Here is a 13,517-nt window from a genome sequence, read left to right as displayed (position 1 = left end):
CGATCTTTTTACGATTGCGAAGTCGCAACAAAACTCACATGCTGACCAACATGCAGGTTAAGCCATAACTCATCGGCAATCCCCACGGCAACGCGGTTCAATTGTTCCAGCGGTTCGGCCAGGCCGGTGCTGACGTGACTGAAATGCTCAAGGGTCAGCCCGGGTGCACCGCGTGGTGCGTTCACCAGGGTCCAGTGCAATGGGCTGCTTTGCAGGGCCTCACGGATTTCTTCGGCGGCGTGGCGTTGCAATGGGTCTTCTATCTCCGGATCGTCCAGCACCTGGAAATCACCCACCAGAAACAGCCGGGTAATGCCCGCGGCCTGCATGCCGTCGATCAGTGCATCCACCGCCAGCACCTGCTCGACCGGGCCGGGCACAATGGTTTTTTCGATATGTTCACTGTTCATCGGCAACCCTGGCGCATCGAGCAGGCAGATCACCGCCGAACAGCCGGCCACGCTCTGCTTGACCCGCTTGGCATCGAACAGGTCGCCGGACTTGGTGCGCAATCCCGGGCGTGGCGCGAGTGCCGTCAGGTCATCGAGAATCGCGATCACTTCATGCTGGCGCCGCAGCATCTCAGCCATCAGCGCACTGCCCAGGCTACTCATGGCACCATAAAGCACTACCTTCACTACCGGGGTTTCGGCATTTTTCATGGCTGTGCTCCGAACTTCCTGCCTATATAACGTGTGACCTGCGGAGAGCGGTGTGGGTTCGACCAGGTTAAAAGGGGTTTCAGATGCAACAGATCAAGGGCTACCACGCCCACGTCTATTTCGACGCCAGCACCCTCCCGCAGGCACGGGCCTTGTGTGAGCAGGCAGCGCAATTGTTTCCACTGAAGATGGGTCGCGTGCACGAGCGCCCGGTCGGTCCCCATCCGGACTGGAGTTGCCAATTGTCTTTTGAACCGCAATACATTGGTGCGGTGTTGCCGTGGCTGGCGCTTAACCGCAAGGGGTTGGTGGTATTCCTGCATCCGAACACAGGCGACGATCTGCTCGACCACACCGAGCATGCGATCTGGATGGGCGCGATCCGGCCGCTGAATCTGTCTGTGTTCTGATCAGAGTTGTTCCTCGGCCTCGCCGGGCAAATGTTCGTCCAGATGCAGCCAGGGCAAACGACTGTCGGTCCAGATATGCCGCTCGGCCGGCGCCTGCTCGGGATGGTCGAGGGTGGCGATGGTCACGTCGATGCTCTCGGGACTGAGCTTTGTCGTCAGCGCCAGTTGCGCCCCGCAGTTGGGGCAGAAATACCGCGTGCAAGTGGATGATGAGTCATATCGGGATGGCGTACCTGCCACCCAGGCAAATACTGAGGCGGGGACGGTGATCCAGGTGGTCACGATCCCGCCGCTGACCCGCCGGCAAATCGAGCAATGGCAGTGAGCGATATCCTGCAACGGTCCGCTGAATTGATAGCTAATTTGTCCGCAGTGGCAACCGCCGGTGTGAAGTTCGCCCATGTTTTTTCCTCCTGACCCCGTGTTTACGGGCTCTAAACTCGGCCGACGAGCGGTTGCACATTCGGTCAATGCTTTCATCCGCGAAAGCTGGCTGAAAGCTTCCCCTATTAGGATCGCCCCACTGCCGGCAACAGACCGGTTGGCCAATGCGAGTGTTTTATCGCCCGCCTGGCCCATTTAACAACAACAATGGTGATTCTGATGTCCACTCCTATCCGCCTTTTCGCTGCAACTCCGCCCGTACGTCTCGTGCTTCCCGTTCTGCGCTGACCATCCGGTTCGCCCATTTACTAGCCGCGCTACGCCTGGAGTATTCCTATGCTGACTTTCCTTGGCTTTGCCATGGTCATCACGTTCATGTTCCTGATCATGACCAAGCGCCTGTCCGCGCTGATCGCTCTGATCATCATTCCGATCATCTTCGCCCTGTTCGGCGGTTTCTCGCCGAAGATCGGCCCGATGATGCTCGAAGGCATCACCAAGCTCGCGCCGACCGGTGTGATGCTGATGTTCGCCATTCTCTACTTCGCCCTGATGATCGACTCCGGCCTGTTCGACCCGGCCGTGCGCAAGATCCTCAAACTGGTCAAGGGCGACCCGCTGAAGGTTTCGGTCGGTACCGCCGTACTGGCGCTGATCGTGTCCATGGACGGTGATGGTGCCACCACTTACATGATCTGCGTGGCCGCCATGCTGCCGCTCTACAGCCGTATCGGCATGAGCCCGCGGATCATGGCCGGCCTGATCATCCTCGCCGGTGGTGTGATGAACATGACGCCATGGGGTGGTCCGACCGCTCGTGCGGCCAGTGCGCTGCATGTGGACCCGTCCGCGATCTTCGTGCCGATGATTCCGGCGATGCTGGCTGGCGTGGTGGCGATTCTGGCGATTGCCTACGTCTACGGTAAACGCGAGCGTGCGCGTCTGGGTGAACTGCATCTGGTCGGTGATGAAATCGACCACAGCGAAATCAGCGTTTCGCAGTTCCCGGACGCCCGTCGTCCAAAGCTGATCTGGTTCAACGGCGCGCTGACCCTGGCGTTGATGGGCACCTTGATCGCCGGCCTGTTGCCGCTGCCGGTACTGTTCATGGTGGCGTTCAGTATCGCGATGATCGTCAACTACCCATGCCTGCAACAGCAGAAAGATCGCGTTGCGGCCCACGCCGGTAGCGTGCTGGCGGTGGTCGGTTTGATCTTTGCCGCAGGCATCTTCACCGGTATCCTGACGGGCACTGGCATGGTCGACGCCATGTCGAAAAGCTTGCTGGCGGTCATCCCGGATTTCCTCGGCCCATACCTGGCCGTGATCACCGCGCTGGTGAGCATGCCGTTCACGTTCTTCATGTCGAACGATGCATTTTATTACGGCGTGTTACCGGTACTTGCCGAAGCTGCCAGTCATTACGGTATAACCGCGGTGGAAATGGCACGTGCCTCGATCGTCGGTCAGCCCGTCCACTTGCTGAGCCCGCTGGTACCATCGACCTACCTGTTGGTGGCCCTGGCCGGTATCGAATTCGGTGACCATCAGCGGTTCACCTTGAAGTGGGCAGTGCTGGTTTGCCTGTGCATACTGGTCGCTGCTTTGCTGATGGGGATTTTCCCGCTGTTCAGCACTCTATAAGCCCAAGACTCACCATGAAGGGTCCAGGCTTTGTTGTTTGAAGCCTGGACCCTTCGTGGTTTAAACACTCGCTCAAAGGAATACACATGGAATGGCTGACCAACCCTGAAATCTGGGTTGCCTTCTTCACCCTGACTGCCCTGGAGATCGTTCTGGGCATCGACAACATCATCATGATCTCGATCCTGGTCAGCCGCATGCCCAAGCACATGCAGGCGCGCACCCGGATCTTCGGCCTGGCGCTGGCCATGATCACGCGGATCCTGTTGCTGCTGTCGATCACCTGGGTCATGCGCCTCACCGCAGACCTGTTCGAAGTGTTCGGCCAGGGTATTTCCGGGCGTGACCTGATCCTGTTCTTCGGTGGCCTGTTCCTGCTGTGGAAAAGCTCGCAAGAGATGTACCACGCGCTGGAAGGTGAAGACGAAACCAGCGACGAGCCGAGCGGCAAGGGCGGCAACTTCCTCTACACCATTATTCAGATCGCGATCATCGACATTGTGTTCTCGCTGGACTCGGTCATCACCGCCGTTGGCATGGTGTCCCACGTACCGGTCATGGTCGCGGCGATTGTCGTTGCAGTGCTAGTGATGATGTGGGCTTCTGGCACCATCAGCGAGTTCATCGACAAGCACCCGTCGCTGAAGATGCTGGCGCTGTCGTTCCTGTTGCTGGTGGGTACCGTACTGATTGCCGAATCGCTCGACGTGCACTTGCCAAAAGGCTACGTCTACTTCGCGATGGCGTTCTCGTTGGCGGTGGAAGCGATCAACATCAAGTTGCGCACCGCCATGGCGAGAAAGCGCAAACAGCAGGATCCGGTGAAACTGCGCAAGGATGTTCCGGGTCAGTAACCCGAACACCCTGCGATGACAAAGGGGCCTTCGGGCCCCTTTGTCATCTCTGCAGCAAACTGTTTTCATGACAGTTTTGTTTCAATCGCCTCTTTAGCTATGCGATGCTGGCGCCCAGACCGTTAGCCAACTACAGCTTAAGTACAGAACGTAGAAAAACGCGCGGCACCGTCGACTTGCCCCACTGGGGCGCTACCACCACAGGGGGCCCTTATGCTCACCCTGCTCAATTTGTTATCGGCCGTGGCCCTGTTGATCTGGGGCACGCACATCGTCCGAACCGGCATCCTGCGGGTTTATGGTTCCAACCTGCGCCATGTGATTGCCCAGAACATGTCCAGGCGCTGGCTGGCGTTTATCGCCGGGATCATGGTGACCGCCATGGTCCAGAGCAGCAACGCCACCGCCATGCTCGTCACCTCGTTTGTCGGTCAGGGCCTGATGGCGTTGACCCCGGCCCTGGCGACCATGCTCGGCGCCGACGTCGGTACCGCACTGATGGCGCGGGTATTGACCCTCGATCTGTCGTGGCTCTCGCCGCTGCTGATCTTCCTCGGGGTGATTTTCTTCCTGTCGCGCAAGCAGACCCGGGTCGGGCAGATGGGCCGGGTCAGTATCGGTCTGGGGCTGATCATTCTGGCGCTGCAACTGATCGTCGAGGCTGCCACGCCGATCACTCATGCTCAGGGCGTGAAGGTTATTTTTGCCTCACTGACCGGCGACATCCTGCTCGATGCGTTGGTCGGCGCGCTGTTCGCGATGATTTCCTACTCCAGCCTGGCCGCCGTCCTGCTGACCGCGACCCTCGCCGGTGCCAGCGTGATCAGTTTGCCAGTGGCCATTGGCCTGGTGATCGGCGCCAACATCGGCAGCGGCATTCTTGCTTTTCTCAGCACCAGCATGCAGAACGCGGCCGGCCGTCAGGTGGCGCTGGGCAGCCTGTTGTACAAACTGATCGGCCTGTTGCTGATCATTCCAGTGCTCGATCCGCTGGTGCACTGGATCGACAGCTTCGACTTCAGCGCTCAGGAAATGGTCATCGGCTTCCACCTGCTCTACAACACCGTGCGCTGCCTGATCCTGTTGCCCAGTGTCGGGCTGATGGCCAGGCTTTGTGCGTGGTTGCTGCCGGAGCGGCCGGACGTCAACGGCACGGCCAAACCACGGCATCTTGACCCGACGGCGTTGGTGACCCCCAGCCTGGCGCTGGCCAATGCTGCCCGGGAAACCCTGCGCATCGGCGATCTGATCGACAACATGCTCGAAGCGATGCTCGCCGTGCTGCGCGGCAAACAGACTGCCGTCACCCAGGAAATACGGCGCCTGACCGATGATGTCGAAGCGCTCTACAGTGCTATCAAACTCTATCTGGCGCAAATGCCCCGGGAAGACCTCAGCGAACAGGACAGCCGGCGCTGGGCGGAAATCATCGAGCTGGCGATCAACCTGAAACTTGCCAGCGACCTGATCGAACGCATGCTGCGCAAGGTTCAGCAACAGAAAACCTCGCAACGCCGGTCTTTTTCCGAGGTCGGTCTGGAGGAGTTGGCGGGGCTGCACAGCCAGCTGATTGCCAACCTGCGTCTGGGGTTGTCGGTGTTCCTCAGTGCCGACCCGGAAAGTGCCCGCCAGTTGCTGCGTGAGAAACGTCGCTTTCGTGCACAGGAACGCCGCCTGGCCCATGCTCACGTCAGCCGTTTGCAACGTAAGGTCGTGCAAAGTATCGAGACCAGTTCGCTGCACCTGGAGCTGATCGCCGACATGAGACGCTTGAATTCGCTGTTTTGCAGCAGTGCCTATGTGGTGTTGGGCACTTCGGATACTGGCGCTCTGGCGGTCGACGATATGGCTGACATCACTCATTCACCCTGAACGTCCACAGTTACTTGAAGTCTGTTGTACTTACGCTGGTCGTACGGAAACTCGTTATGCGTTGTCTGCTGTTCGCTTGTCTGTTGCTCGGCGCCCTGCCTTCATTTGCCCTGGATCGCTTTCAGGTCGAGGGCTATACGCTGCCCAACGGCCTGCAATTGGTCCTCAAACCGGGCACCGAGCGCGGGCACGTGGCGATTCGGCTGGTGGTCGGTGTCGGGCTGGATGATTTCAGCTGCGCCGACAAGGAGCTGCCGCACCTGCTCGAACACTTGCTGTTCAGCGGCATCGACGCCACCGGCGAAGGTGGTCTGGAAGAGCGCATGCAGGCCCTGGGTGGTGAGTGGAACGCTTACACCAGCAACGCCGACACCACGTTCGTCATCGAAGTACCGGCGAAAAACCAGCGTCAGGCCCTCGATCTGTTGTTGGCGCTGCTGACCCAGACCCGTATCGACGACAACGCTATCAACGTCGCCAAGCAGGTGGTCGAGCGCGAAGACGGTGGCCATTATTCGCACCTGCAACGCTGGCTGGATCGCCAGGACCTGGGCCACACCGCCAGCAATCAGTTGGCGGTGGAGCTGGGCCTCAAATGCCCCGAGCGTGCCGAAGTCGATCACCTGACCCGCGAGCAATTGGAGAAGGTGCGCAAGGACTGGTACGCGCCCAACAACATGACCCTGATCGTGGTCGGCGACCTCGACCGCTTGCTGCCGGCCTATCTGGAACGGGCCTATGGTGCGCTCGAAGCGGTTGAGCCTAGCGCTCACCTGCCGCTGCCAGACATTCAGGCCAGCGCGGCCCACGAGCGCAATTTGAGTAACGGTTTCGTCGGCGGCGGTGCCAAGTTGCATTGGCTGGTGCCGGAACCGGTGCTGGAAGACCAGCATGACGAAACCTTCGACCTGCTCAAGGACTATCTGGATTGGGCGCTCTATCGCCAATTGCGCCTGGCCCATGGGTTGTCTTATGGGCCCTCGGCCGAGCGCGAGGTATTTGGCGGGGTGGGCTTCATGAGCCTGAACGCCGACCTTGATCGCGACGACGTGCTGGCAGCGGAACAGGTGCTGGATGAGCTTAAAGCCGATCTGCTCAAGAACGGCCTCGACGCCGCCACCTTCGCCCGTCTCAAGCAAGCCGCCATCGCTCGCCAGGCCTGGGCTGTGCAAGGCAACAGCGCCCTGGCGGACTATTACTGGAGCGCCCTTGGCGACTACGAGGACGGCCATTTCGTCAACCCGGCCAAGGCACTGCAAGACGTGACACTGGCCGAGGCGAACAAGGCGATGCGTGAGTTGCTGCTGCAGCCGGGGTTTTTGCGGATCGAGAAGCCGCTGATGAGTTATGACCAGGTGATGTGGGCGATTGTCGGGGGATTTGGGTTGATGGTGCTCGGAATATTGGGGTGGCGTGTTCACCGCAGAAAGCAATAATTTCCCTGTGGCGAGGGAGCTTGCTCCCGTTGGGCTGCGAAGCGGCCCTGAAAACGGCACCCCGGTTTATCAGACACACCGCATATAACCGATACTGCGACTGCTGCGCAGCCGAGCGGGAGCAAGCTCCCTCGCCACAGGGTTTTCGGTTCGGTCAACGTGACCGGAACACCTCGCCACACAGCCCCTCGGACGGTACCCTGTCGGGGTTTTTCCCCACGACTATTGTGAACCGCCGAATGCCGACTCTGACCCTGTACATACAGCGCATCCTGGAATTGATGAAGCGCTACCCCGGGGTCATCGCGCTTGGCGGTTTCATTTCCGGGGTCGGCAGTTTCATGCTGGTGGATCGCCAACAAGGTCTGGCGTCCTGGATCACCACCATCATGCTGGTCAGCTGGGTCTGGCTGATGCTGGAAAACAGCCTCACCAAGCTGTTCGCCAGGGTCTTCAAGCGCGAAATACCCCAGCCCCTGCTGCGTTACGCGACGCAGATGATCCATCAGGAAAGCCTGTTCTTCGTCCTGCCGTTCTTTTTAATCACCACCACCTGGAACAGCGGCCAGTTATTCTTCACTGGACTACTGAGCATGGCGGCGCTGATTTCGATCATCGACCCGCTCTACTACAAATGGCTGGCACCGCGCCGCTGGGCATTTTTGGCGCTGCACACCCTGACCCTGTTCGCGGCCCTGCTGACCGCCCTGCCCGTCATCCTGCACCTGACCACCGCCCAGAGCTTCAAGCTGGCGCTGGGCATTGCCATGGTGCTGTCATTCCCAAGCCTGGCCTCGATCTTCCCGATTCGCACCGTGCGCAATGCGTTGGCGATCCTCAGCATCACCGTCGGCATCGGCGCCGCCGGTTGGGTGCTGCGCTCCTGGGTGCCACCGGCGACCCTGTGGATGACCGATGTGGCGATCAGCACCCAAATGCAGGACCGCACCCCCGGCAAGAGTCTGGAAGAAGTCAGCGCCGAGCAGATTCGCGGAGGTGGGCTGTACGCGTACACCGCGATCAACGCTCCGCGGGGGCTGGCCGAGCGGATTTATCACGTCTGGATGTTCAACGGTAAAGAAGTCGACCGTATCCCGCTGGACATCAACGGGGGGCGCAAGGAAGGCTACCGCGCCTGGACCCACAAGCAGAACTTCCCCGGCAACCCCGCAGGAAAATGGCAGGTCCGGGTGCTCACCGAAGACGGCCAGTTGATCGGCGTGTTGCGCTTCAAGGTCATGGACAGCACACCCGTCAAAGAAAAGTAACGCGGTTCGTGCTATTAGTCAGGTCTGCGTAATAGCCGAACAAGCACGGGAGCTTATGACTAGCAGCACAATGCCCGGCAGTGCCCGACTGGACACCTCGCACAGCCCTGCCCTGTTGCGGGTCACGGGTGACTGGACGCTTGCCCATTACGCCGATCTCAAACGCCTGAGCGAAAAGCTCCACGGCCAATACGACGACAGCACCCCTGTCGATCTCAATGGTCTCGGCGCGCTTGATACGGCGGGTGCGTCATTGCTGGTGGAGCTGCTGGGTTCTGAGCGCTTGGGTAAATCTGCCGAACACCCCGATTGCACCCTTTCCTCCGCTGATCGCGCCTTGTTGCAGACGGTGTACTGCTCGCTGACCGATTTTTGCGTGCCGATCAAAGAGCCGGAAATCAGCGTCGGCATTCAACTGCTGACCCGCATCGGCCGGGCGGTCGACGCGGTCTGGCAGGACACCCTGCAGCTGCTGGGTTTCGTCGGCCTGATCCTGGAAACCATCGCGCGCGAGCTGTTTCGCCCCAAGCGCTGGCGCCTTACGCCGATGGTCGCCCACATCGAACAGACCGGTCTCGACGCCGCGCCCATCGTCGCCCTGCTGACCTTTCTGGTGGGGGCGGTGGTGGCGTTTCTCGGGGCGACGGTGCTGGCGAGTTTTGGCGCGAGTATTTTCACCGTGGACCTGGTCGCGTTCTCTTTTCTGCGGGAGTTCGGCGTGTTGCTCACGGCGATCCTGATGGCGGGCCGCACCGCCAGTGCGTTCACCGCGCAGATCGGTTCGATGAAGGCCAACGAAGAAATCGACGCGATCCGCACCCTCGGCCTCGATCCGATGGAGCTGCTGGTGGTGCCGCGGGTATTGGCATTGCTGGTGGCGCTGCCGATGCTGACCTTTCTGGCGATGTTGTCGGGGATTGTCGGCGGTGGCGTGGTGTGTGCGCTGTCGCTGGATATCTCGCCGGCTATGTTCCTGTCGCTGCTGCAATCGGACATTGGCGTGCAGCACTTCCTGGTGGGGATCGTCAAAGCGCCGATTTTTGCGTTCCTGATTGCCGCCATCGGCTGCCTCGAGGGCTTCAAGGTCAGCGGCAGCGCCGAGTCCGTCGGCGCGCACACCACGTCCAGTGTGGTGCAGTCGATTTTCGTGGTGATCGTGCTCGACGCGGTGGCTGCGTTGTTTTTCATGGAGATGGGCTGGTGAGTCGTCTACCCCGAGCGCCTTCCGAGGCGGTGATCGAAGTCCGTGGGCTGTGCAATCGTTTCGGCCGCCAGAGCGTGCACGAGAACCTCGACCTGGATTTGTACAAAGGCGAAATCCTCGCGGTGGTCGGAGGTTCCGGCAGTGGCAAATCGGTGCTGTTGCGCAGCATCGTCGGCTTGCGCCAACCCAGCGAGGGGCTGGTGAAGGTCTTCGGCAAGAACTTGCCGAGCCTGTCGGAGCACGAGCGCTCGCTGGTCGAACGGCGGTTCGGTGTGCTGTTCCAGAAAGGCGCCCTGTTCTCTTCACTCACCGTGACCGAGAACGTCGCCCTGCCCCTGATCGAACACGCCGGCCTGAGCCGTGCCGACGCCGAGCACCTGGCGGCAGTGAAAATGGCGTTGGCCGGGCTGCCGTTGTCGGCGGCTGACAAGTACCCCGCGTCGCTGTCCGGTGGCATGATCAAGCGCGCCGCCCTGGCTCGGGCGCTGGCGCTGGACCCGGACATCCTGTTTCTCGACGAGCCCACCGCCGGTCTCGATCCGATTGGCGCGGCGGCGTTCGATCAGTTAATTCTGACCCTGCGCGATGCGTTGGGTTTGAGCGTGTTTCTGGTGACCCACGACCTCGACACGCTCTACACCATCACCGATCGGGTGGCGGTGCTGGCGCAGAAGAAAGTGCTGGTGGCGGATGCCATCGACAAGGTTGCGCAAACCGACGACGCGTGGATTCACGAATACTTCCATGGCCCTCGCGGCCGCGCGGCGCTGACGGCCGCTAACCAGCTCAACGAGGTCTGACATGGAAACCCGAGCCCATCACGTATTGATCGGCCTGTTCACCGTCATAGTGGTGGCAGGCGCCCTGCTCTTCGGTCTGTGGCTGGCCAAGTCCAGCGTTGATACCGAATTCAAGGATTACGAAATCGTCTTCAACGAGGCGGTCAGCGGTTTGTCCAAGGGCAGCGCGGTGCAGTACAGCGGGATCAAGGTCGGCGACGTGGTGATGCTGCGCCTGGACCCGAACGATCCGCGCCGGGTGTTGGCGCGGATTCGCCTGGGCGGAGACACGCCGATCAAAGAAGACACCCAGGCCAAGCTGACACTGACCGGGATCACCGGGACCTCGATCATCCAGCTCAGCGGTGGCACGCCGCAAAGTCCGACCCTCAGGGGCAAGGACGGCAATTTGCCGACAATCGTTGCGTCGCCCTCGCCCATTGCCCGGTTGATGAATGACAGTAACGATCTGATGGAGGGCGTGAACGTGTTGATGCACAACGCCAATCAGTTGTTTTCCTCGGAGAACGTCGCGCGCATCAGCAGCACCCTGGAGCACCTGGAGCAAACCACCGGCACCATCGCCGACCAGCGCGGGGACATTCGTCAGGCGATGCAGCAACTGGCTTCGGTTGGCAAGCAGGCCAGCGCCACCCTGGAACAGACCACCGCGTTGATGCGCAACGCCAACGGCCTGCTCAACGATCAGGGCAAGCAGATGTTCGGCAGTGCCGAGCAAGCCATGAAGTCCCTGGAACAAAGCAGCGCGACCATCAACACGTTGCTCTCCGCCAATCAGGATTCCCTCAACAACGGCATGCAGGGCCTCAATGGCCTGGCACCGGCGGTGCGTGAGCTGCGCGATACCTTGAGTTCGTTGCGAACCATTTCCCAGCGGCTTGAGGCCAACCCCAGCGGTTACCTGCTGGGCAGTGACAAGAACAAGGAGTTCACGCCATGAAGCTGGCTCATCTCGCCCTCCTCGCCGGTTTTGCGTTGGTCGCTTCCTGTTCGATTTTCCCCAAGGCCGAGCCGTCCGATGTCTACCGACTGCCGTCGGCACAGCGCGACGCATCGGCCCAACACGGCACGCCGCAGCGCTGGTCGTTGCGGCTGGCCAAGCCTCAGACCAGCGAAGCCTTGAACAACCCGAAAATCGCCGTAATCCCTCAGGGTGATCTGATCAGCAGCTACAAGGCTTCACGCTGGAGCGACCCGGCACCGGTGCTGTTGCGCAATCGTCTGCTCGATGGTTTCCAGCGTGACGGTCGCGTGCCGTTGCTCAGCACCGATGACAGCAATTTCCAGGCAGACCTGGAACTGGGCGGCAACCTGCAAGCGTTCCAGACCGAGTACCAAGGCACGGCGGCGAGCGTGGTCGTGCGCCTGGATGCGTTGTTGGTGCGTGGGTATGACCAGCGAATCCTCGCCAGCCGGCGCTTTGAAGTGCGTCAGCCGTTGAGCGATGTGAAGGTGCCGGCGGTTGTCGCCGGGTTTGGCCTGGCCAGCGACCAGTTGACGGCGCAGGTGGTGGCCTGGACGGTGGAACAAGGTCAGAAGGTTGCGCCACCGCTGAGGCCTTGAAGACGCCGCCGAACCCCTGTGGGAGCGGGCTTGCCCGCGATGAGGCCGGAACATTCAACATTTCTGTTAACGGTTAGACCGCCATCGCGGGCAAGCCCGCTCCCACAGGGTTCTCGGTCAGCCGAAGAACCAGTAGCAAACCCCGATCGCGCCAAGCACCCCGGCCAACTCCGCCAACAGCGCACAGCCCACCGCATGCCGTGCGCGCTGAATGCCCACCGCGCCGAAGTACACCGCCAACACATAGAAGGTCGTTTCGGTACTGCCCTGGACCGTCGCCGCCACCAGTGCCGGGAAGCTGTCGACCCCGGAGGTCTTCATGGTTTCGATCAGCATTGCCCGTGCGGCGCTGCCGGAGAAGGGTTTGACCATGGCCGTCGGCAGCGCATCGACGAAGCGCGTGTCCCAACCGGCCCACTCCACCAGATGACGAATCCCGTCCAGGCCGAAGTCCAGCGCTCCGGACGCCCGCAGGACCCCCACGGCGCAGAGCATCGCCACCAGATACGGCAGCAGGTTCTTGGCGACGTCGAAGCCTTCTTTCGCGCCTTCGACGAACGCTTCGTAGACCTTCACCTTGCGTAACGCGCCGATGATCAGAAACAGCATGATCAAGCCGAACAGCGTCACGTTGCCGAGGATCGATGACAGGCTCGCCAGCGCGGTTGCTGAGAGCGTCGCCAGCAACGCCATGAAGCCACCGAGGGCCAAGGCGCCGGGAATCAGGTAAGCGAGCACCACCGGGTCCCACAGGCGCAGACGCTGCATGAACGCCACCGACAACAGGCCGACCAGGGTCGAGCAGCTGGTCGCCAGCAGGATCGGCAGGAACACCAGGGTCGGATCGGGCGCGCCTTGCTGGGCGCGGTACATGAAGATCGTCACCGGCAGCAGGGTCAGGGAGGAGGCGTTGAGCACCAGAAAGAGGATCTGCGCGTTGCTGGCAATCGTCTCGCTGGGATTGAGTTCCTGCAACGCGCGCATGGCCTTGAGGCCGATAGGCGTGGCGGCGTTGTCCAGGCCCAGGCCATTGGCGGCGAAGTTGAGTGTGATCAGGCCGATGGCCGGGTGCCCGGGCGGCACTTCCGGCATCAGGCGCAGGAACAGCGGGCCCAGTGCCTTGGCCAGCCACTCGACGATCCCGGCCTTTTCGGCGATCCGCAAAAAGCCCAGCCAGAGGGTGAGGGTGCCGAACAGCAGGACCATGACCTCGACCGACAATTTGGCCATGGCGAAAATGCTTTCCACCATCGCCGCGAAGATCCCGGCGTTGCCGCCGATCAGCCATTGCGCCAGCGCCGAAACGGCAGCCACGATGAAGAAGCCAAGCCACAGGCCATTAAGCATCAGTCAAATCCCCCGGAAGATGCGGCGAATGATAGCGGGGCAGGCAGAAACGACAAACCCCGGATTTCTCCGG

The 13,517-nt window shown here is 61.0% G+C and carries 13 protein-coding genes; 10 read left to right on the top strand and 3 right to left on the bottom strand.

Annotated features, from left to right (window positions below; translation table 11 throughout):
* Positions 1 to 8: 8 nt before the first annotated feature.
* On the bottom strand, positions 9 to 662 hold the full coding sequence (locus AACY49_RS07785) for an NAD(P)-dependent oxidoreductase (protein ID WP_258698363.1): 654 nt from the start codon (positions 660 to 662) through the stop codon (positions 9 to 11).
* An 83-nt stretch (positions 663 to 745) separates the two neighbouring features.
* Between AACY49_RS07785 and AACY49_RS07780 the strand changes: the two genes are divergently transcribed.
* The gene (locus tag AACY49_RS07780) at positions 746 to 1,072 is read left to right on the top strand and encodes a DOPA 4,5-dioxygenase family protein (protein WP_258698364.1); all 327 of its coding nucleotides are present in this window, start codon (positions 746 to 748) and stop codon (positions 1,070 to 1,072) included.
* Here the strand turns inward: AACY49_RS07780 and AACY49_RS07775 are convergent, their stop codons facing one another.
* Complete coding sequence (locus AACY49_RS07775; RefSeq protein ID WP_320392822.1) at positions 1,073 to 1,474, bottom strand: GFA family protein; 402 nt, start codon at positions 1,472 to 1,474, stop codon at positions 1,073 to 1,075. It lies immediately after the preceding gene.
* A 318-nt stretch (positions 1,475 to 1,792) separates the two neighbouring features.
* Here AACY49_RS07775 and AACY49_RS07770 point away from each other — a divergent pair, with 318 nt between their 5' ends.
* The 9 genes from AACY49_RS07770 (at position 1,793) to AACY49_RS07730 (ending at position 12,097) form a co-directional block, all read left to right on the top strand.
* Positions 1,793 to 3,100, top strand: a complete 1,308-nt coding sequence (locus AACY49_RS07770) for a CitMHS family transporter (RefSeq protein ID WP_018927294.1) — start codon at positions 1,793 to 1,795, stop codon at positions 3,098 to 3,100.
* 86 nt (positions 3,101 to 3,186) lie between these two features.
* A complete protein-coding gene (locus tag AACY49_RS07765) occupies positions 3,187 to 3,954 on the top strand; it encodes a TerC family protein (protein WP_258698366.1) in 768 nt (255 codons plus the stop codon).
* 213 nt (positions 3,955 to 4,167) lie between these two features.
* On the top strand, positions 4,168 to 5,826 hold the full coding sequence (locus AACY49_RS07760) for a Na/Pi cotransporter family protein (RefSeq protein WP_320392824.1): 1,659 nt from the start codon (positions 4,168 to 4,170) through the stop codon (positions 5,824 to 5,826).
* A gap of 56 nt (positions 5,827 to 5,882) precedes the next feature.
* Positions 5,883 to 7,262 (top strand): M16 family metallopeptidase, encoded by a 1,380-nt coding sequence (locus AACY49_RS07755; RefSeq protein ID WP_258698368.1) that lies wholly within the window; start codon positions 5,883 to 5,885, stop codon positions 7,260 to 7,262.
* A 239-nt stretch (positions 7,263 to 7,501) separates the two neighbouring features.
* Positions 7,502 to 8,530: a DUF5924 family protein gene (locus tag AACY49_RS07750; protein WP_339522792.1), complete on the top strand. Its 1,029-nt coding sequence runs from the start codon at positions 7,502 to 7,504 to the stop codon at positions 8,528 to 8,530.
* Between the two features lie 55 nt (positions 8,531 to 8,585).
* Positions 8,586 to 9,734, top strand: coding sequence for an ABC transporter permease (locus AACY49_RS07745; RefSeq protein ID WP_258698370.1), 1,149 nt, complete (start codon positions 8,586 to 8,588; stop codon positions 9,732 to 9,734).
* Positions 9,731 to 10,534 carry an ABC transporter ATP-binding protein gene (locus tag AACY49_RS07740; protein WP_258698371.1) on the top strand — a complete coding sequence of 268 codons (804 nt, stop codon included), beginning with the start codon at positions 9,731 to 9,733 and terminating at the stop codon, positions 10,532 to 10,534. Before AACY49_RS07745 ends, AACY49_RS07740 begins: the two co-directional genes overlap by 4 nt.
* A gap of 1 nt (position 10,535) precedes the next feature.
* Entirely contained in the window at positions 10,536 to 11,474 is a 939-nt protein-coding gene (locus AACY49_RS07735; RefSeq protein ID WP_258698372.1) for an MlaD family protein, read from the top strand.
* Positions 11,471 to 12,097, top strand: a complete 627-nt coding sequence (locus AACY49_RS07730; RefSeq protein WP_258698373.1) for an ABC-type transport auxiliary lipoprotein family protein — start codon at positions 11,471 to 11,473, stop codon at positions 12,095 to 12,097. The genes AACY49_RS07735 and AACY49_RS07730 overlap by 4 nt, the downstream gene beginning before the upstream one ends.
* A gap of 117 nt (positions 12,098 to 12,214) precedes the next feature.
* On the opposite strand, the gene AACY49_RS07725 is transcribed toward AACY49_RS07730, so the two are convergent.
* Positions 12,215 to 13,444 (bottom strand): nucleoside recognition domain-containing protein, encoded by a 1,230-nt coding sequence (locus AACY49_RS07725; RefSeq protein ID WP_339522787.1) that lies wholly within the window; start codon positions 13,442 to 13,444, stop codon positions 12,215 to 12,217.
* Between the last annotated feature and the right edge of the window lie 73 nt (positions 13,445 to 13,517).

Source organism: Pseudomonas sp. EL_65y_Pfl2_R96 (assembly GCF_963970905.1).
Taxonomy (GTDB): domain Bacteria; phylum Pseudomonadota; class Gammaproteobacteria; order Pseudomonadales; family Pseudomonadaceae; genus Aquipseudomonas.
The sequence above is the reverse complement of the archived record's forward strand: the minus strand, read 5'-3'. Positions and strand labels throughout refer to the sequence as shown.

Coding starts and splice junctions, on each gene's coding strand:
- AACY49_RS07785 (WP_258698363.1), bottom strand. CDS start 662: ATGAAAAATGCCGAAACCCCGGTAGTGAAGGTAGTGCTTTATGGTGCC.
- AACY49_RS07780 (WP_258698364.1), top strand. CDS start 746: ATGCAACAGATCAAGGGCTACCACGCCCACGTCTATTTCGACGCCAGC.
- AACY49_RS07775 (WP_320392822.1), bottom strand. CDS start 1,474: ATGGGCGAACTTCACACCGGCGGTTGCCACTGCGGACAAATTAGCTAT.
- AACY49_RS07770 (WP_018927294.1), top strand. CDS start 1,793: ATGCTGACTTTCCTTGGCTTTGCCATGGTCATCACGTTCATGTTCCTG.
- AACY49_RS07765 (WP_258698366.1), top strand. CDS start 3,187: ATGGAATGGCTGACCAACCCTGAAATCTGGGTTGCCTTCTTCACCCTG.
- AACY49_RS07760 (WP_320392824.1), top strand. CDS start 4,168: ATGCTCACCCTGCTCAATTTGTTATCGGCCGTGGCCCTGTTGATCTGG.
- AACY49_RS07755 (WP_258698368.1), top strand. CDS start 5,883: ATGCGTTGTCTGCTGTTCGCTTGTCTGTTGCTCGGCGCCCTGCCTTCA.
- AACY49_RS07750 (WP_339522792.1), top strand. CDS start 7,502: ATGCCGACTCTGACCCTGTACATACAGCGCATCCTGGAATTGATGAAG.
- AACY49_RS07745 (WP_258698370.1), top strand. CDS start 8,586: ATGACTAGCAGCACAATGCCCGGCAGTGCCCGACTGGACACCTCGCAC.
- AACY49_RS07735 (WP_258698372.1), top strand. CDS start 10,536: ATGGAAACCCGAGCCCATCACGTATTGATCGGCCTGTTCACCGTCATA.
- AACY49_RS07730 (WP_258698373.1), top strand. CDS start 11,471: ATGAAGCTGGCTCATCTCGCCCTCCTCGCCGGTTTTGCGTTGGTCGCT.
- AACY49_RS07725 (WP_339522787.1), bottom strand. CDS start 13,444: ATGCTTAATGGCCTGTGGCTTGGCTTCTTCATCGTGGCTGCCGTTTCG.